The organism is Aestuariispira insulae (assembly GCF_003385955.1).
GTDB classification, from domain to species: domain Bacteria; phylum Pseudomonadota; class Alphaproteobacteria; order UBA8366; family Aestuariispiraceae; genus Aestuariispira; species Aestuariispira insulae.
The window spans coordinates 330435-349546 of sequence record NZ_QRDW01000003.1 but is presented as its reverse complement, the minus strand read 5'-3'; the positions used below and the strand labels follow the sequence as shown (position 1 = coordinate 349546).

Sequence of the window (19112 nt, the reverse complement as noted above, 5' to 3'; positions counted from 1 at the left end):
ATCCAACCCGATCTACGCCGTCTTTTTCTTTATTTCATTAATTTCTGTATTGAGAGAAACTATTGGGTAAAAAATTTTTGACACCTTCTCCCCCTCACTCATTCTTTCCGATGAAACGGGCCACCTTGTCGCCCATCTTGATCAGCAATTGCTGGGTGCCGCGCGGCAGGGCTTTCATCTTGTCGTACCAAAGGGTCAGGGTTTCGATGAAGGTCAGCGTATTCTGGATCCGCTCTTTCACATCCGCCGGCGTTTCCGTATCGGTGTCAAACTCCAGCACACATTGCCGCAGCATGGTCAGGGTCGGGTCGATCTCGCGCCGTTTTCGTTCCTCGACGATGATCGAGAATAGCTCCCACATATCTTTCGACGTTTCGAAATGATCGCGCCGGTCGCCCAGAATATGGGTCACCCGCACCAAGCCCCAGCTCTGCAATTCCTTCAAACTGTTGGACACATTGGACCGCGCCATGGAAAGCGTTTCCACAATGTCATCGGCCGACAAGGGCTTGGGCATCAGATAGAGCAGCGCATGAACCTGTGCCACCGACCGGTTCACGCCCCAGCGTGTGCCCATCTCCCCCCAATGCAGGATGAATTTTTCCATTGGTGCCGTCAGTTGCATTTGTCATTTCCGTAATTTCTGTCCTTACAGAAATAATAGAAAGATCCGTTCCCAACGTCAATCGGAATTTACCGCCGCCTGACCCTTTTCAAGATCCGCGAGTCAGCCTTAAAACCCCAGCTGTTCCTGCCACCAGGTCGGCAGGGCGAAAGCCGCCGAATGGACCGGCGGGTTATAATGGCGGCCGGTCAGATCCTTGAACGGTTTGGAATAATCGAAACCGTCCTTGGTATAGAGGAAGAAACCAAATTCCGCGCCGGCATACATGGGCACAATGGAGCGGTATCCGGCCAGATGCGGGAAATAGACACCTGAGCGCATGATCTCCAGCAGGCTTTTTTCCTCTTCGCCGCAAATCTCCTGCAGGAAGCGGATACGGTCCTTGCCGATGAAGATGCTGTCTGAATCAACACAGACCCCGTCATCCTTTAGAACCGTGACCAGATTGTTCAGGAATTCCTCGGTAAAGAGGGAGGCGCTGGGGCCGACCGGTTCTGTGATATCCAGGAAGATCACATCAAACTGCTCGCCGCGCTCAACCGCGGCCTTCACGTATTTCGCCGCATCATCACAGATCAGGGTCACACGTGGGTCGTCATAATCGCCGTTGACCTGAAGATATTCGTTGGACAGATCAATCACCGTGCGGTCGATCTCGGCCATCACCACCTTGGTCACATGATCATGAACCAGCAGTTCGCGCAGCAATCCACCATCACCGCCACCGATGATCAGAGCAGAGACATTCTCGCGTTTGCGGCCCAGCAACGGCACATGAACCGCCATTTCATGATAGATGAATTCATCCGCCTGGCTGGCCTGGACAATGCCGTCCAGACAAAGCACTTTGCCAAATTCCCGGTGGTCATAGATCTCCACCAGTTGGAACGGGCTCTGCACCGATTTGACCAGCTGCATGTCGAGCGCATGGGTGAAACCCACATCCTCAGATTCCTCATGCCACCATTTTGAATAATCGGTTTTCTGATTTGCCACGGCCCAAGCCTTTCTAAAACGGGATTTGGCGGCCCTTATACTGCCGCATAGGCCCTCTCGCCAACCAGATTCTTGATTATTTCGGATGCGGCACAAAAAAGTTGCGACCATCGGTAGGGGGTACCGATGGTCGCGCTGCTGCAACGGTTTTTTCAACCGCCACGGGGCCTGGGCTTGGGGAAAGGCCCCGTTGAGAGGGGAGGTCTCAGCACCTCTAATATGGGAGGGTTAATGGGTTTTTACAGTGTTCGAATTGTGGCATTTTTTGGGCAAGCACAACCCTACCGATGAATTGTTTATTTTCAGATACTTGGGCAGTATTCCCCAAGTCATGCTCGCGGAAATTTTACCGTAATAGGCTACCGCAAATCATATTTCCGGCTGCTTCCCGTTTGGCTGGACCGCCTCATCCTCATCAAACTGCATCAGTTGCTCCAGCTCCGCACGGGCCTGGGCGGCATAGGAATATACCTCATCTTCTTCCATCTCCAGCGAAGCCAGCTTGGTCACATTGCGTTTGTCATGGGCCCGGAAAATTTCCGCCGCGCGCTTTGCTTTTTCTTCGCTGAAGCCAAGCTCAAGCAACGTTTTTTCACCCATCTCCAGGGCCGATCCAAAGGTTTCCCGGCTAACCTTGTCCACGCCCAGCTGGATCAATTCCACCGCAACAGTCCGGTTCCTGGCACGGGCCAGGATGCGCAGGTTTGGGAAATGCTCCTTGGCCAGCCGCGCCGTCTCTAGAAGACTTTCATGGTCATCGATCGCCAGGACCAACAGTTTTGCATGCCCCGCACCCGCGGTTTCCAAAAGGTCAAGCCGCGAGGCATCGCCATAAAAGGCCTTGCGCCCGAATTTGCGCAGCAACTCGATCTGGTTGGGATCCGATTCCAGCACCGTGAAGGGGATTTTCAGCGAATGCAGCAGGCGGCCGACAATCTGGCCGAAACGGCCATAGCCGGCAATGATCACATCATAGCCTTCATCCTCCACATCGCTGGCCGGTTCATTGGCACAATGGAACCGCCCCTGCAGCACCCGGTCATTGAACAGCATCAACAAAGGTGTGGTCAGCATGGAAAGTGCGACTGTTACCACAAACAGGGCCTTGGCCTCGGGCGAGAAAATGCCCGCACTCTCCGCCATGGCAAACAGGACAAAGCCAAATTCGCCACCTTGTGACAAAACAAATGAAAAGACCGTGCGATCTGCGCCGTCCATCTTTGCAAATCGGCCGATCCCCAACAAAATCAGGAATTTGATCGCCACCAGCCCCAGAACCATGCCCAACACCAAAAGCGGGCTGGCCAGCAGGACAGACAGATCCACCGACATGCCGACCGAAATGAAGAACAGCCCCAACAACAGGCCCTTAAACGGCTCGATATTGATCTCCAGCTCGTGACGATATTCGGAATCCGCCAACAAAACCCCGGCCAGGAACGTGCCCAGAGCCATGGACAAATCCACCATCTGCATCAACAGCGCGATCCCGATCACCAGCAACAGGGCAAAGGCGGTGAAAATCTCGCGCATGCGGGTATTGGCGATATAGCGGAAGATGGGCCGCAGCAGATAGCGCCCGCCAATGATGATACCGGCAAAGACACCCAGGATTTCCAGCGCCCCAATCCAGCCGGCCCCGGCCGGGCTTTCGGTTTCGACCGCACCCACCGCCAGCAAGGGCACAATCGCCAGCATGGGAATCACCGCAATATCCTGGAATAAAAGTACGGGAAAGGCGGAGCGACCGGCCAGCGTCCCCATCAGCTTCTTTTCTTCCAGCGTTTGCAACGCCACAGCTGTGGAGGATAGCGCAAGCCCCATTCCGGCAACAATCGCCGCGGACAGACCGTGACCCAGTAATGATACCGCGCCTGCCAGCGCCAACGCACTGAGCAGCACCTGGCCGCCCCCCAGCGCCAGGATCGGTTTGCGCATGCTCCAAAGCTTGGATGGGTTCAGCTCCAGGCCGATCAGGAACAGCATCAAGACCACGCCAAACTCAGAGAAATGCAGGATATCCTCCACATCGGTGATCAAGCCCAAGCCCCATGGGCCAATGATGACGCCCGCCAACAGATAGCCCAGGATCGACCCCAGCCCAATGCGCTTGCTGAGCGGCACCGCGATCACCGCCGCCGCCAGATAAATCACCGCATTCACCAGAAGGCCGCCATGTTCCATCGATCACATTTCCTGAGTTGAACTGTTTGATCAGAAAAGTGATCTTATAGCCCTCCGGGCATTTGCCAATATCGGGATAGCGGCCTGTTTGACCGGAGATAAGCCGCGACCTGGCTGAATCCTCCCTTCTGGCGTCAAGCAACCGATCCACGCCCGGCTGTGGGAGACTTTGTTTGCAGCCGGGAGTGGATGGTTCGGGCAGCGGTCGGTGGGGAGAGCCGCGGCCCAGGATGACCTTCACCCATCAGGCGGCTCGCACATCTTCCAGGAAGCGGCTGACCTGGGCCGATAAAGTGCTCGCCTGCTCACTTAAACCAGACGCGGATTGCAGCACCACCGATGCCGCATCCCCGGTTTCTTTGGACGCATTGATGATGCCGGAAATATTGCTGGCCACGGCATCGGTGCCTTCGGCGGCCATCTGGGCATTTTGGGCAATCTCGCCGGTGGTGGCAGTCTGCTGTTCCGTTGTGCCGGCAATGGTGGCGGCCAGTTCCTCCACATGACCGACATTCCGGGTGATCGAACGGATTGCATCCACGCAAACAGAAACCGTGTTTTGTATTTCCGTGATCCGACCGGTGATATTGTCAGTCGCCTGCGAGGTTTGGCTGGCCAGTCCCTTGACCTCGCTTGCGACTACAGCAAAGCCCTTGCCGGCATCCCCGGCCCGGGCTGCCTCGATCGTGGCATTCAACGCCAGCAGGTTGGTCTGTTCGGCGATATCATTGATCAGGGAGACCACATCGCCAATCTCGCGCGCCGCATCGGCCAGTTTATCAACGGCCTCATTGGTGGCATGCACCTCGCCCGCCACCTGTTTGGTCATTTCGGATGTGTCATGCACCTGTTGGCTGATCGCGCGGATAGAGGCCGAAAGCTCTTCCGATGCGGTTGCCACCATCTGTACACTGGCCGCGTTGCGGTCCGATGCCTCCGAGACCGTGGCCGCCTGGCTGGTGGTCTGGCTGGCGGTTGAAGAGAGCTGTTGCGAAGTAGAATGAAGATCATTGGCCGAAATCGAGAGGCTCTGGATCACGGCTGTAACCGCATCTTCAAAACTGTGAACCAGTTCATCGACACGCGCGACCCGTTTTTCCCGGCGGGCACGGTTGGCTTCCGCCGCCGCTTCCAGCCGTTCGCGTTCCAATGCATTGTCGCGGAATACCCGAACCGCCAATGCCATATGACCAATCTCGTCCCCGCGCTCCAGGGCCGGTATCTCAATATCATTCTGGCCATCGGCCAAACGGGTCATCACCTGGGTGATCGCGTTGATCGGCCGGATCAGCAGGCGCTGCAGGACCCCGTTTAACAAAAGAACCAAACCAGTCATCACCGCCAAGGTCACCAAGGTTGCAATACCAATCAGGTGCAACAGGGATTCCCGCAGCAATTCCTGACTCCAGGCCACCGCCAAGGTGCCAACCCTGACCTTTTCACCTTTCTTCAGGATTGTTACCGGTTGCAGGGTCAGGAAATGCCCACCTGCGTCGGCAACTGTCATGGCATCATGGTCCAGCCCAACCGCCAGCGCGTCCGGCAGGGGGTAAAGGGCTCCATAGCTTTCGGCTCCGGTTGCCGGTGCTTCAAATACCGGTTTTCCATCCGTATCGAGAATTAGAACTTCAGCCATCCGGCGCTGGGCCGCTGATCCCATATTCTGGACCGTTGCATCCATCAATTCGGTTTTGTTCCAGCGCACAAATCCCGAAATCTGCTCGGAGAAGAGACCTGTCAGCAACGCAATATTCTGCCGCTCGCTTTCCTTCGCTTCACCGAATTGGGTCACGACCAGCGCGCCCCCGAGAATCAAGCATCCAACCATTGTCGCCGCCGCCATCGTAAGGCCCACGCGCCGACCCACAGACCATGTTCGCATCACAGCCTCCATCATAAAAATTTAGGGACCGGTTTTGCGCCGGATCAGAGCTCATCCATATTGATACCGACCGTAACCGCCCCAACGGGCTGTCCACTGACCGGATCAACGATGGTGAAACTGACCTGGGATTGCAGTGTCTGGGTGGACTCATCCATTTCCACCGCATCGACGAACATGGCGTCCTTCCCCTGAACGAAGGTTTTGGTGAATTTCGCCTCATCGCCCTGCCAATAATCGGACGTGATTGTGCTGGCTCCAACATTCAGACCCTTTGAATCCATGACAATGATTTCAGTGTATAGGCCTTTTCCGGAGATCAGAACTTCCCGCAAATAATCGGATACGGGCTTATTGAGCACTTCCGTGATCAACGGTTTTGCAGCAGCATCAACTTGAGCGCGCCATTCCTTGTCAAGGCGGTCGATATCCGCCAGTTGAAGCTTCTGATGCCGTAGATTTTGTTCCTGGATGGCTTCAATCACAACGCTATCGCTCAGCACGCCGCGCAGCTTAGCTTCAACGACTTCGCGAATTGATTGCTCATAGGCTTCCTCCGCCGAGACGGAGGATATTGGCAAAGCCGTGCCAAAGGTCAACGCAACAGCAGCGACGGAAAAAGACAGAGTTTTCACGATATTCATAGTTTCCCCCCTTCGTCCTTATCGGACAAAAGATAACAGCCAAATTAACGTGATCTTGCCCCTCACAATCTACTCACCTGAATCACGCATCGATCGTATCAATATATCATAAACCACTTTAAATTGCATATAAAATTCGATTCATGCGAGTATATGTTAACATTATACAACTTATAATCTTGACAAACCGGCGCATCGCACCGGATGATGATAGCAATCCTAAGTATCGTTAAACCAGCATCCTGCAGACCGTAAACGGACCGCAGGCGGGAGGGGTTTTATGCCGGAGAGAAGTGGACCGGCATCATTGATCAGGAGGATTTCATGACTGAAGTTTGGGGGAAGGAACTATATGGCGCACAGTTGCGCCAGCGGGTGTCCCATGGCGGTGCCCTGCCGTTGATTGGCATATTCGATCTGTTTTCAGCCAGTTTGGCGGCCAGGCATTTTGAAGCGGTTTTTTGTTCCGGCTATGGTTTTGCCGCGAGCTATTATGGCCTGCCCGATGAGGGCTATATTGCCTGGCCGGACATGGTGGCCTATGTGGAACGGATCCGCGCGGTCCTGCCGGATCAGCATATCGTGGTCGACATTGACGACGGCTATGGCGATCCGAAACTGGCAGCCAACACCGTCAAAAGGCTGGAACGGGTCGGGGCCTCCGCGGTCATCCTGGAGGATCAAAGACGCCCTAAGAAATGCGGGCATCTGCCGGGCAAGGATATCCTGGATACCGACGATTATCTCAAACGCCTGGATAAGGTCCTGGATGTCCGCGAAGATCTCTGTGTGATCGCCCGGACCGATGCCACGACCCTGGAGGAAGGCATCCGGCGGGCCAAACTATATGCCACCCGCCCCGTCGACGGGATCCTGGTGGAAGGTGTGCCAAGCCTGGAAGTCATCCCGGAAATCCGGGAGGCCATCGGTCCCGATCTGATGCTGACCATCAACTTGATCGCCGGTGGAAAAACCCCACCGGTCACGGTCAGCAAACTGCAGCAGCTGGGCGCCAGTCTGGTGATCTATTCCACGCCCTGCCTGTTTCTGGCCCAGCAGGCCATTGATCGGGGGCTGGCCCAACTCAAGGCCGATAATGGTAAATTCACCGCCGAAACATCCGGTGTTCCCTTCCAGGAGAATATCAGCCTGATGGCCATGAACGGGCTATCCGCAACTTCCAGACCGGCCCAGTCCACGGCCTGGCCTGACAAGGCCGCCGGTTAGGCAATCCCCTTGCGCCGCCCGGTCGGTATCCCCGCCGGGCGGTGCATCCAATCAGGTTCCTTTTGCGTATTGTCATATGAATCCAACCCCATGCGCGCTATGCTTTTGGGCATATAGGGTAATTCTGTAGTTCGTGATCACATCCGATGCCCCAGGGAGGACAGTATGGAAGCCACCAAAACAGAACCCGTCAAAACGACCTCAGATGAAGCAGAACCGATCTTCATTGATCCCAAGATTTACGATCTCTATGACGAATATTGCCATTCCGCCATGCCCCGGCGGGAGTTTTTGCGCAGGGCTGCCGCCTTGGTGGTCATCGGGGGATCCGGCCTTGCCATGGCAAAGGCATTGTTGCCCAGCTATGCCAAGGCCAATATGATTTCCTTCACGGATAAGCGGATCAAGGCCCGCTATGTGGATTATGCCTCACCCGGCGGCACGTCGGGCCAAATGCGCGGCTATCTGGTCCAGCCGGAAGGCGATGGCCCCTTTCCGGCCGTTCTGGTCATTCACGAAAATCGAGGCCTCAACCCGCATATTGAAGATGTCGCCAGACGCGCCGCCGTCGCCGGTTTCCTGGCCTTTGCGCCAGATGGGCTTTATCCCGTCGGCGGCTATCCCGGCAATGATGATGATGGCAAGGTGATGCAGAAATCACTGGATAAAGGGCAGCTTTTCACCGATCTGTTGAATGGTGCCAAATTCCTGAAAGCCCATGAACTATCCACCGGAAAACTGGGCGCGACCGGTTTCTGTTATGGCGGCGGCGTCGTGAATGCGCTGGCGGTTGAGATGGGCGGTGATCTAAATGCGGGCGTCCCCTTTTACGGTGCGGCGGCCAAGGCAGAAGATGTGCCAAAAATCGAAGCCCCGCTGATGATCCATTATGCCGAAGATGACGAACGCATTAATGCCATGCGCGCGGATTACGAAGCCGCCCTCAAGGCCAATGGCAAGACATTTGAAATGCACAGCTATCCAGGCACAAGGCACGGTTTTCACAATAATTCAACGCCGCGCTATAACAAGGAGCAGGCCAAAATCGCCTGGGACCGGACCGTAGCGTTCTTCAATCAACATTTAAACTGATACGCCTTCCCCCTTTTAAGGACGGGCGGTCTTGTTCCGCCCGTTTTTTTCTAGGGGGCTATCGATGATACTGCCGTTTCAGGCCATTCAATAATCGCCGGTCAGGCTGCGCCCAAGGTAAATTCACGCCGCTTCACCTTCACCACCGCCGGGCCGTGGGGCGCGGTGCGCCAGTCATTGTCACCCGCCACATGGAAGGTGGCCTGCAATACAAAGACGGCAACCGCCATGGTCATGCCGCGCGCGACCATCTGCATGCCGCGCGATCCCGGCTGACGCTTTTCCGATGCCTTGATGGCATCGCGGTTATCCTCTTCAAATTCCTGGGCCCACAGTTTCATGGCGACCACTTCGGCCTCCATACGCTCAATCCGCTTTTCCAGGCTGAGCTGGTCCTGGGTCATCAATTCGCCGAAAATATATTCAACAAAGGGCTGGCCCCAGGCCTCAATCATCAAATCCAGATGCCGGACCTGCGGCTGGTTGCCATCGCGCCAGCTTCTGGCGGTTGCCGGTGCCACACCAAATTTCCGGGCATCCCCCTTGATCGATCCGCCATACACGCGCAGCCATTGGGCAACGCGTGTGCCCAGGCGGGAATTGCCTTCAATATCGGCAACATATTCGGCAGGTATCTTTGCCATAGTTTATTCGTGCCTCTGATCCAACACGTAAGGGGGCAGTTTTTTTAACCCCAATGCGCGCGCCTGATAACCCCCATCTCATAAGTATGAATAAATTCAAAGAAATATTCCAGCACCCAGGGGGGTAAAAGATGCTGGAATCACTGCCATGGAACATGCCCGGCCCTGTGCCCCATCTTTTGTTCAGACGGAGACAACAACTGATTAAAGGAGCTGACTGAAATGACCCTCTCAAACCCCGTGATCATGGAAGAGTTGCTGAACTTTGACGCGCTCGACGCGTTCACGGCGGCGCAGATGGACCATCAAGCCAGCTTCGACGCCATTCAGACGATGATCAGCCAGGACATCATCCAACAGGATGACGAACGGAAACAGCCCGTCTGATACGTGTTTGGGGAAGGGGTCGGGCCCCTATCGTTTAACTGCCTGCCCCCCATCCGGTAGCCCCGCCCCTGCCTCAGACACGGTCTCTAGTATGGTACCACTTGTTAAAAATAACTCATGTACCCCCATGGAAAGCCCCCCGGACAGAAATATCCGGGGGGTTCTCTTTATTCCTTCTTCAAACGCCTACAAGACTGAAGAAATACCCCTGTGGAACTAATGTCACGCATCCGGGGGTAAATGAATAACCGTTTTGTGCGGACTTATTGCCTACAAGCAGAAAACTCGGGAACAAACTGTTTGTTTTCAATGTTTTGTGCAGGGGTAAAAACCACTGGAATCTATGCCATGTAACTGACCCCGCCCCTTCCCTCATATTGATAATCAGAAAGCGACAACAACCAAGGAGCAAACAATGACCCTCTTGAACCCCGTCATCATGGAAGAATGCCTGTCTTTTGACCGCATTGATGACCTGGCGGCAAACCTGCAGGGTAATTGTGAAGACGACCAGAATAATCAGGCCCTGATCAGCCGGGAGAAAGCCAATCGCGGCGAGAGGCTGAACCAGAAAGCTTGATTTTCAAGTTTGGGAGAGGGCCCGGGCTTTATCGTTTAACTGCCTGCCCCCCATCCGGTGGCCCGGACCCTTTCCCGAAAAGTCTGCCTACAGCAGATGAATACCCCCAAAAGAAAAACGGCCCGGAATACCTACCGGGCCGTTTTCATATTATCTCTCGTTTTCAGATCATTAATAAACCCGTTGATCGTCAATCACCTTACCGTCATTGGGCAGGCTGCCAGGGGCCATGAGCTCCACAACCCCTTTCAGCTTGCATTCGGTCTGCAAACTGCCGGCGACCTGGTCGCGGAAACCCTCGCTAAGATCCTCCGTTTCAACCTTAAGCACCATCTGATCCTTATTGTCGACCAGATTGACCTCAAGCCGCGCCTTCATGATCGGTGCATGGGCTTTGACCACCCGATCGACCTGGGCCGGATCCACAAACATGCCTTTGATCTTGGTGCGCTGATCGGCGCGGCCCATCCATCCCTTGATCCGTTTATTGGTGCGTCCGCAAGGGCTCTGCCCCTCCATGATCGCCGATAAATCGCCAGTAGCAAACCGGATCAGCGGATAATCCACATTGGTCAGCAGCGTGACCACCACCTCGCCCACCTCGCCATCAGGCACCAACTCGCCGGTGCCGGGGCGAACAATCTCGACAATCACATTTTCATCCAGGATCATGCCTTCAGCGGCTTCCGTTTCATAAGCCACCAGCCCCAGGTCCGCCGTCCCATAGGCCTGATAGGTGGCAATACCGCGCGCGCCATATTCTTCGCGCATGGACGGGAACAAAGCGCCTCCGGAAACAAAGGCCTTTTTCAGGCTGGAAATATCCGCCGACAAGGAATCCGCCTTATCCAGGATCAGCTTCAGGAAATCCGGGGTGCCGATATAGCCGTTCAGGCCATAGGTGGTCACCGCCTGAACCTGAGCGTCTGTCTGGCCGACACCGCCCGGATATACCGCACAGCCCACCGCGCGGGCACCGGTTTCCATCATATGACCGGCCGGAGTGTGGTGATAGGAAAAGCAATTGAGCGCCAGGTCTCCGGCGCGGAAACCCGCGGCATGAAGCGCGCGACCCATGCGCCACCAATCCTCGCCATGGCCTTCCGGATCCGCGATGGGCCCTGGTGAGATATAAAGCCGGTTCAGCTTGCCGACCGGGGTTGCGGTCAGGCCGCCAAACGGCGGCTTGCTGGCCTGGGCCGCGATCAGATCGGATTTCCGGGTGACCGGCAGGGCGGCCAACGCCTCAAACGCCCCCACCTCCGCCGGGTTCACATCGGCCAAAATGGTCTGATAATGTGGCGCATAATTTCTGGCATGGGCCAGCTGCAGGCTTAATTGCGACAGTTGCGATGCCTCACGCTCGTCCTGGCTTCTTGTTTCCAACGCATCAAAAAAATCAGACATGCCCTGCCCCCAAATCCCCGATGATCAAAGCCAGCGTTTGCGGCGTTTGTAATGTTTCACTTCCCGGAAGTTTTTCCGGCCCTGCTGGCTGACGCCCAGGTAAAATTCCTTTACATCCTCGTTATTGGCAAGGCTTTCCGCATCGCCATCCATGACCACACGGCCGTTTTCCAGGATATAGCCGTAATCGGCATATTTCAGCGCGACGGATGTATTCTGTTCTGCCAGCAGGAAGCTCACACCCTCTTCCTTATTCAGCTTTTTCACAATCTCAAAAATCTGTTCTACCAGCTGCGGCGCCAGCCCCATGGAAGGTTCGTCCAGCAGGATGATTTTCGGGCGCGCCATCAGGGCGCGGCCGATGGCGCACATCTGCTGCTCGCCGCCTGAGGTGTAGCCAGCCTGGCTTTTGCGGCGCTCATACAGGCGCGGGAAATAGTCATACACCATCTGAAGATCGGCTTTCACCGCCGCATTGACCCGGCCCCTTGTATAGGCCCCGGTCAAAAGGTTTTCCTCGATGGTCAAATGTTCAAAACAATGGCGGCCTTCCATCACCTGGACACAGCCCTGGCGCACCAGATCATTGGCGGTCAGGTTATGGACCGTCTTGCCGTTCAGCTCGATCGTGCCCTTGGTTACATCGCCGCGCTCAGCGCGCAACAGGTTGGAGATGGATTTCAACGTGGTGCTTTTGCCCGCACCGTTGGCACCGAGAAGGGCGACAATGCCGCCCTCCGGCACCTCAAGGGAGACCCCTTTGAGCACGAGGATCACATGATCATAGATGACTTCGATATTATTCACTTTCAAAAGCGGTTCAGCCATCGGGGTCTCCCTTGTTCACGGTACGGGCTTCAAGCGTTTCTTATGATTACAGCGTCTTAATTGCAGCTGCGGGGCGTGATGCCTTTTTCCGCCGCATAAGCCGCCGCATCCTGTTCGATCAGCGGACGGGTAACCTGCGTCATCGCCGGGATCCAGTCGGTGATCACCTCATAGCCGGACCCGTTCCATTCCTGGATCTTGATCGCGGGGCTGAGGCCCTCATGATTTTCACAAGTCACCTTGGTCGGCGGCACCAGCCCGGTCAGGCCCAGTTCGGCAAGCCGTTCTTCGGTCAAATCCAGGTTTTCCAGCCCCCAGCGCACTTCCTCGCCAGTCATGACCCGGTTTCCGAATTTTTCCTGGGCCTTCCGGACTGCCTCTACAACATAGGCTGCGTTGGCAAAGCCGCGGTTATAGAGCACCAGGCCGATTTTGGAACCGTCGCCGGACGCCATGCCCTTATCCACGATATGCTGTTGCAGATCACCAAATACCGGCGCGTCCTTGCCGACGCCATGGAAGGTGGCTGCGCGATAGCCCTTGGCCTTATCCCCGGACGGAATGGCTGTGTCTTCCCCGGCAGACCACCAGTTGCCGATGAATTTGGACATATCGAACCGGATGTTGGTGGCTTCCTTGACTGCGGTCGCATTCATTGCCCCCCAGCCCCACATGATCACATAATCCGGCTTGGTTTTGCGGATCTGCAGCCAGATGGATTTCTGCTCGGTCATGGATTTCGGCGCGACCGGATATTTGTCATAGGTGAAGCCGAATTTTTCCGCCAGGATATCCATGGTCGGGATCGGTTCCTTACCATAGGGATGATCCAGATAGATATAGCCGATCCGCTTGCCTTTCAGCTGGTCCGTGCCGCCCAGTTCATTGGCGATATACTGGACGATGGCGGTTGCCTGGTTCCAATAGGTGCTAGGAAAATTGAAGATATATTCGAACACCCGACCGTCAGCGGCACTGGTCCGGCCATAGCCCATGGACAGGAACGGGATCTTGTCCGCGGTAACCTTGTCGATCAGCGCGTATGTGATGCCGGTGGACCAGGGGTTATAGATGGTCGCATTTTCCTTGGTGCGGTCATAACATTCCACACCGCGGTCGGTCTTATAACCGGTTTCGCATTCCTCAACCTTGAATTTGACCCCGTTGACACCGCCGTCACGCTCGTTGATCAGGTGGAAATAATCCGCATAGCCATCGGCCAGCGGCACGCCGCCACTGGCATAAGGGCCGGTACGGTAGACCAGGGACGGAATATACTGCTCGGCGGCCAATGCTGCCGTGGAAACCACGGTCATGGCTGCACTGGCGGCCAGCAGACCCAATTTACCAAATTTCATGACATACTCCTTGCTCTCTAGTTTTCATCGTCCCCTTTTATGCCGCAGGGGTTCGGGGCCGCCCCGCCTCCGGACAGCCCGGGGCGGGATCATTTTGTTGTTTTAATTGATCCTAATATGGGAATGGCCAGCGGCGCAGCTTTTCTTTCGCGATCTGCCATAGCCGTGCCAGCCCATGGGGCTCTACAATCAAAAAGAAGATGATCAGCACGCCCATCACCATAAACTCCAGATGGGTGATCACATCCGCCGGCACATCCAGCCCCAACCAGCCCGGCAGCTGGGACAAGGTGATCGGCAGCAGGAAGATGAAGGCCGCCCCCAGGAAGGATCCCAGGATCGAGCCCAATCCCCCGATAATGATCATGAACAGGATTTGGAAAGAGCGTTCGATCTCATAAGCACCCGGCTCCACATTATTAATGAAGCAAAACGCCCAGAGCGCGCCGGCCACTCCGCAATAGAAGGAGGAGATGGCGAAAGCGGACAATTTGGTATGCAGCGGGCGGATGCCGATGATCTCAGCGGCAATATCCATATCCCGGATCGCCATCCAGGACCGGCCGATCTTGCATCTGGCCATGTTACGCGCCGCCAACGCCAGGAAAACCGCAAAGACCAGCACAAAGAGATAGCGCGCCTCGACACTGGCCTGCGCCCCGGTGACCAACGGCCCCCAGTCGACAAACAAATGATAGTCGGCAATGGCCGGCACGCCTGACAGGTTATAATTCACGAACCAATCCACATGGGTGAACAGCCAGAGCAGAAAGAACTGTGCCGCCAACGTTGCCACAGCCAGGTAAAACCCTTTGATGCGCAGGCTCGGTATGCCGAACAGAACCCCGATCATGGCCGAAAAACCGCCACCCGCCAAAATGGCTACCGGCACCGGCAGGAAAGAAAGATTGGTCGCCACTTTATAGGCCATATAGGCGCCCGCCGCCATGAAGGCACCGGTGCCCAGGCTCAACTGACCGGCATATCCGGTCAGGATGTTCAGCCCCATGGCCGCAATGGCCAGGATCAGGACCGGGATCATGATCGATCCCAGCCAATATTCGTCCCCTACCAGGGGCATGCCAATGAAGGCAAACAAGACCAGCCCGATCACGAACCAACGGTCCATCGGGATCGTCAGCAGGCCCTGATCAGCGGCATAGGATGTTTTGAACTCTCCGGCTTCGCGATAGATCATGACTTACACCCTCTCGATGATTTTTTCGCCGAACAGGCCCTGAGGCCTAAAGAACAGGAAGGCCAGCGCCAGGATATAGGCGAACCATTCCTCAATCGCGCCACCAAAGAAGCCGCCCCAATAAACCTCGGCCACTTTTTCACCAGCACCGATGATCAGGCCGCCGACAATGGCCCCAGGGATGGAGGTGAAGCCGCCCAAGATCAACACTGGGAGCGCTTTGAGCGCGATCACGGAGAGCGAGAATTGCACCCCAAGCTTAGAACCCCACATGATGCCTGTCACCAGGGCAACAAAGCCCGCCACAGACCAGACGATCACCCAGATATGATTGAGCGGAATACCGATTGAAAGCGCCGCCTGATGGTCATCCGCCACCGCGCGCAAGGCCCGGCCCGTGCGGGTGTAATGGAAGAACAAGGCCAGCACGACCACCAGGAAACCGGCCACCACCGCGGCAAACAGGTCGCTCTGCTGGATCATGGCATCACCGACAAAGAAAACGTCATCGGGAATACCCACATTAAGCGGACGCACATCCGTGCCCCAGATCATCTCGCCCACGCCTTCCAGGAAATAGGCCACACCGATCGTCGCCATAAAAAGAATGATATGTTCCTGATTGACCAGCGGGCGCAGGACGAACCGCTCGATGGCAAAGGCTACGGCGACCATGATTGCGATCGTTATAATCCCGGCCAGTATCATGGGCACCCCGGCATCCATCAGGCCGACAAAATTCAAGGCCGCAAACAAGACCATCACGCCCTGGGCAAAGTTAAAGACGCCCGAGGCCTTGAAAATCAGGACAAACCCCAACGCCACCAGGGAATACATGACCCCGGCCATCAGGCCGCCGGTCAGCACCTCCATGAAAAACCAGGGAGCGTCGAAAATCTCAACAAAGGGAGTGACAAACAGTGCGTTCAAAGCTTCCATTTCATCTCTCCCCTTAATGTGCCACGCCAAGATAGGCGTCGATCACGGCTTGGTTGGAGCTGACCTCATCCGGCGAGCCATCGGCCAGCTTGCAGCCATAATCCAGCACCACCACCCGATCAGACAAATCCATCACCACGCCCATATCATGCTCGATCAGCGCGATGGTCGTGCCAAAATACTCATTTACATCAATGATATAGCGGGACATATCCTCTTTTTCCTCGAGATTCATCCCGGCCATGGGCTCATCCAGCAGCAACAATTCCGGCTCCATGGCCAGCGCCCGGGCCAGCTCTACCCTTTTCTGGAGGCCGTAGGGAAGGCGCCCCACCGGTGTTTTGCGGATCGACTGAATCTCCAGGAAATCGATGATCTCTTCCACGAAGGCGCGATTTTCCAATTCTTCCTTCTGCGCCCGCCCCCAATAAATCGCCTGGGAGAGGAATCCCGCCTTCATCTTCAGCATCCGCCCGGTCATGATGTTGTCGAGCGTCGACATGCCCTTGAAGAGCGCGATATTTTGGAAGGTTCGGGCAATCCCCGATTTGGCCGCCAGATCCGGCTTCATATTCACATTCTTGCCCTTGAAGCGGATGGTGCCTTCCTGGGGTTTGTAAAACCCGTTTATGACGTTCAGCATCGAGGATTTACCGGCGCCGTTCGGCCCGATGATCGAGCGGATCTCGCCCTTATTGATATTGAAACTGATGTCGGTCAGCGCCTTCACCCCGCCAAAGCGCAGCGTGATATTGTCCACCGACAGCAATTCCCCGCCAATGCGGCCATTTTCATTATCTGCCATCATCTCACTCATGATTGATGTCCCCGCTCACTCTGCCGCCTGGGCCGCAGCACCGGCCCCGATCGCAACAGTCTTTGCATCCCGGATTTCAAGATCCGCAGCCAGCTTGCCCTTACGGCCGTCCTCATAGGTGACTTCGGTCTCGATCCGGCAGTTTTTCTTGTCGGAATAAAGCGCCTCGATCAGCACGTCGTATTTTTCCGCGATATAGCGGCGGCGCACCTTGCTGGTCCGGGTCAATTCACCATCATCCGCATCCAGCATTTTATGAAGCAGCAGGAAACGTTTGATCTGGGACCCGGCCACCCGCTCTTCTGTGGATAGCTGCCGGTTGGTTTCCTCCACATGGGCCTGGATCTGTTCATAGACCTGCGGCAGGGAGGCCAATTCCTGATAAGAGGCATAGGCAATGCCATTGCGTTCCGCCCAGTTGCCCACCGCCTCAAGGTCGATATTGATGAAGGCCGCGCAATAGTCGCGCTCATGGCCAAAGGCCACCACTTCCTTGATATTGGGGAAGAATTTCAGTTTGTTCTCGATATATTTCGGGGCAAAGAGCGTGCCGTCATTCAGCTGGCCCACATCTTTGGCCCGATCAATGATCTTCAACTGCCCTTCATCATCGAAGAAACCGGCATCCCCGGTCATCACCCAGTTATCATCGGTTTTGGTATCGGCGGTCGATTCCGGGTTTTTGTAATATTCCTTGAAAACGCCCGGCCCGGTGAACAAAACTTCGCCCCGATCCGACAGTTTGATCTCCACATCCGGCGCCGGCACACCGACCGTGTCGGGCTTGATCCCGCCATTGGGCTGGATGGTGATGAAGACGGCCGCTTCGGTAGAACCGTAAAGCTGTTTCAGGTTGATCCCGATGGAGCGGTAAAATTCAAAAATCTCGGGCCCGATCGCCTCTCCCGCCGTGTAGCCGAGACGCACCCGGCTCAACCCCAGTGCATTTTTCAACGGGCCATAGACCAGCAATTCGCCAAGCCCGTATTTGATCCGGTCCATCAAACCGACCGAACGACCATCCAGGATATCCACACCAACCTTTTTGGCGTGATCCATGAAATAATGGAACATCCGCTGCTTCAGCTTACCGGCATCTTCCATCCGGATCATCACAGTGGTCAGCAGGTTTTCAAAGATCCTAGGCGGGGCGAAATAATAGGTCGGCCCCAACTCCCATAGGTCATTCAGGACCGTGTCGGAGCTTTCTGGACAGGAAACACAAAAACCCGCCGCATAGGATTGTCCGAAGGAGAAGATATTATCCCCGACCCAGGCCATCGGCAGGTAAGCCAATACTTCATCCCGCTCGTTCAGGCCCTCCAGTTCGGCCGCATTGCGCGCGGTGATCAGCACACTGTCATGGGTGTGGACCACGCCCTTGGGCTGACCCGTCGTACCGGAGGTATAGAGCATGATGCAAACGTCACTGCCGGTCCGGCCGTCAATGCAGCGTTCAATGAATTCCGGGTTCTGGGTCCGAAACTCCCGGCCCTTTTCCAGGACCGCCTCATAATTCCACAAGAAACTCTGATTGTAATCGCGCAGTCCCCGGGAATCATCAAACAAGATCACTTCCAGGCCCGGCAGATGGTCCTTCTGATCGATCAGCTTATCGACCTGTTCCTGATCCTCGGCCATGGCAAACTTGGCTTCGGCATGATCGAGCACGAACTGGATTTCTTCGGCGACCGAATCCGCATAGGTCGGCACCGGCACCGCGCCAATCACCTGGGCGGCGGTCAGGGTCCAATAGAGGCGCGGACGGTTATCACCGATGATCGCAATCTTGTCCCCGGCCCGAAGCCCCAGCGCATAAAGACCCGCGGCATAGTCGGAGACCTCTTCATAAACCTCCGCCCAGCTCCAGCTTTGCCAGATGCCGAGATCCTTTTCCCGCATGGCGGGGCGCTCAGCCCTTACCCGCGCATTGTAGCGCAGCAGTTTCGGAAATGTGTCATTCGTTTCTGTCTGCGTGCTCATGGAGCCTCCGCGATGTCAAATCTGCTTCAACAACGACATCGGGAGACCGCAATTTTGCAGTCAGATACCAAGGATAGTTTGTTTTCGACCCTCGTGACGTACGCCCGTTCAACGGAAAAACGCGCTTCATCGACCAATAGCCTCCCCGATGGCCCACCCCTTTATTCTTTTCACGGGATGGTTTTCTCTTTATGCCATGGTACCGCAAACAGGGACCATAACAAGCGCGGTCATAAGGTTTCTCTTTTGTTATTTGCCCTATTGCCCATACGCTACCGTATGGTTTACCCTGTAAATGAAATTGCGTCAATACGCTAGCGT

16 protein-coding genes and 1 pseudogene are annotated in these 19112 nt (G+C 55.7%); 4 read left to right on the top strand and 13 right to left on the bottom strand.

Going from position 1 to position 19112, the window contains the following annotated elements; translation table 11 throughout:
• Positions 1–94 precede the first annotated feature (94 nt).
• The 5 genes and pseudogenes from DFP90_RS10575 to DFP90_RS10555 all read right to left on the bottom strand — a co-directional run bounded on the left by DFP90_RS10575 (position 95) and on the right by DFP90_RS10555 (position 6331).
• Positions 95–625 carry a GbsR/MarR family transcriptional regulator gene (locus tag DFP90_RS10575; RefSeq protein WP_115936428.1) on the bottom strand — a complete coding sequence of 177 codons (531 nt, stop codon included), beginning with the start codon at positions 623–625 and terminating at the stop codon, positions 95–97.
• Between the two features lie 108 nt (positions 626–733).
• Complete coding sequence (locus DFP90_RS10570; RefSeq protein ID WP_181905296.1) at positions 734–1621, bottom strand: spermine/spermidine synthase domain-containing protein; 888 nt, start codon at positions 1619–1621, stop codon at positions 734–736.
• A 369-nt stretch (positions 1622–1990) separates the two neighbouring features.
• Entirely contained in the window at positions 1991–3805 is a 1815-nt protein-coding gene (gene kefC, locus DFP90_RS10565) for a glutathione-regulated potassium-efflux system protein KefC (protein ID WP_115936426.1), read from the bottom strand.
• Between the two features lie 244 nt (positions 3806–4049).
• Positions 4050–5096: pseudogene (locus DFP90_RS23425) on the bottom strand (methyl-accepting chemotaxis protein); the annotation flags it as partial.
• A gap of 635 nt (positions 5097–5731) precedes the next feature.
• Entirely contained in the window at positions 5732–6331 is a 600-nt protein-coding gene (locus DFP90_RS10555) for a hypothetical protein (RefSeq protein ID WP_218044635.1), read from the bottom strand.
• A gap of 324 nt (positions 6332–6655) precedes the next feature.
• On the opposite strand from DFP90_RS10555, the gene DFP90_RS10550 reads away from it, so the two are divergent.
• Positions 6656–7558 carry an isocitrate lyase/PEP mutase family protein gene (locus tag DFP90_RS10550; RefSeq protein ID WP_115936424.1) on the top strand — a complete coding sequence of 301 codons (903 nt, stop codon included), beginning with the start codon at positions 6656–6658 and terminating at the stop codon, positions 7556–7558.
• 165 nt (positions 7559–7723) lie between these two features.
• Positions 7724–8650 carry a dienelactone hydrolase family protein gene (locus tag DFP90_RS10545; protein ID WP_115936423.1) on the top strand — a complete coding sequence of 309 codons (927 nt, stop codon included), beginning with the start codon at positions 7724–7726 and terminating at the stop codon, positions 8648–8650.
• Between the two features lie 101 nt (positions 8651–8751).
• On the opposite strand, the gene DFP90_RS10540 is transcribed toward DFP90_RS10545, so the two are convergent.
• Positions 8752–9294 (bottom strand): hypothetical protein, encoded by a 543-nt coding sequence (locus DFP90_RS10540; protein ID WP_115936422.1) that lies wholly within the window; start codon positions 9292–9294, stop codon positions 8752–8754.
• A gap of 222 nt (positions 9295–9516) precedes the next feature.
• Here DFP90_RS10540 and DFP90_RS22835 point away from each other — a divergent pair, with 222 nt between their 5' ends.
• The gene (locus DFP90_RS22835) at positions 9517–9681 is read left to right on the top strand and encodes a hypothetical protein (protein WP_181905294.1); all 165 of its coding nucleotides are present in this window, start codon (positions 9517–9519) and stop codon (positions 9679–9681) included.
• Between the two features lie 415 nt (positions 9682–10096).
• Positions 10097–10261 (top strand): hypothetical protein, encoded by a 165-nt coding sequence (locus DFP90_RS22830; RefSeq protein ID WP_181905293.1) that lies wholly within the window; start codon positions 10097–10099, stop codon positions 10259–10261.
• A gap of 171 nt (positions 10262–10432) precedes the next feature.
• Here DFP90_RS22830 and DFP90_RS10535 read toward each other — a convergent pair whose 3' ends face one another.
• The 7 genes from DFP90_RS10535 to DFP90_RS10505 all read right to left on the bottom strand — a co-directional run bounded on the left by DFP90_RS10535 (position 10433) and on the right by DFP90_RS10505 (position 18791).
• The gene (locus tag DFP90_RS10535; protein WP_115936421.1) at positions 10433–11668 is read right to left on the bottom strand and encodes a phenylacetate--CoA ligase family protein; all 1236 of its coding nucleotides are present in this window, start codon (positions 11666–11668) and stop codon (positions 10433–10435) included.
• A 24-nt stretch (positions 11669–11692) separates the two neighbouring features.
• Positions 11693–12496 carry an ABC transporter ATP-binding protein gene (locus DFP90_RS10530; protein ID WP_115936420.1) on the bottom strand — a complete coding sequence of 268 codons (804 nt, stop codon included), beginning with the start codon at positions 12494–12496 and terminating at the stop codon, positions 11693–11695.
• 56 nt (positions 12497–12552) lie between these two features.
• Complete coding sequence (locus tag DFP90_RS10525) at positions 12553–13854, bottom strand: ABC transporter substrate-binding protein (RefSeq protein WP_115936419.1); 1302 nt, start codon at positions 13852–13854, stop codon at positions 12553–12555.
• Between the two features lie 112 nt (positions 13855–13966).
• Positions 13967–15052: a branched-chain amino acid ABC transporter permease gene (locus tag DFP90_RS10520; protein WP_115936418.1), complete on the bottom strand. Its 1086-nt coding sequence runs from the start codon at positions 15050–15052 to the stop codon at positions 13967–13969.
• Between the two features lie 3 nt (positions 15053–15055).
• The gene (locus DFP90_RS10515) at positions 15056–15991 is read right to left on the bottom strand and encodes a branched-chain amino acid ABC transporter permease (RefSeq protein ID WP_115936417.1); all 936 of its coding nucleotides are present in this window, start codon (positions 15989–15991) and stop codon (positions 15056–15058) included.
• Between the two features lie 13 nt (positions 15992–16004).
• On the bottom strand, positions 16005–16799 hold the full coding sequence (locus tag DFP90_RS10510) for an ABC transporter ATP-binding protein (protein WP_115936520.1): 795 nt from the start codon (positions 16797–16799) through the stop codon (positions 16005–16007).
• Between the two features lie 24 nt (positions 16800–16823).
• Positions 16824–18791: an AMP-dependent synthetase/ligase gene (locus tag DFP90_RS10505; protein WP_115936416.1), complete on the bottom strand. Its 1968-nt coding sequence runs from the start codon at positions 18789–18791 to the stop codon at positions 16824–16826.
• Between the last annotated feature and the right edge of the window lie 321 nt (positions 18792–19112).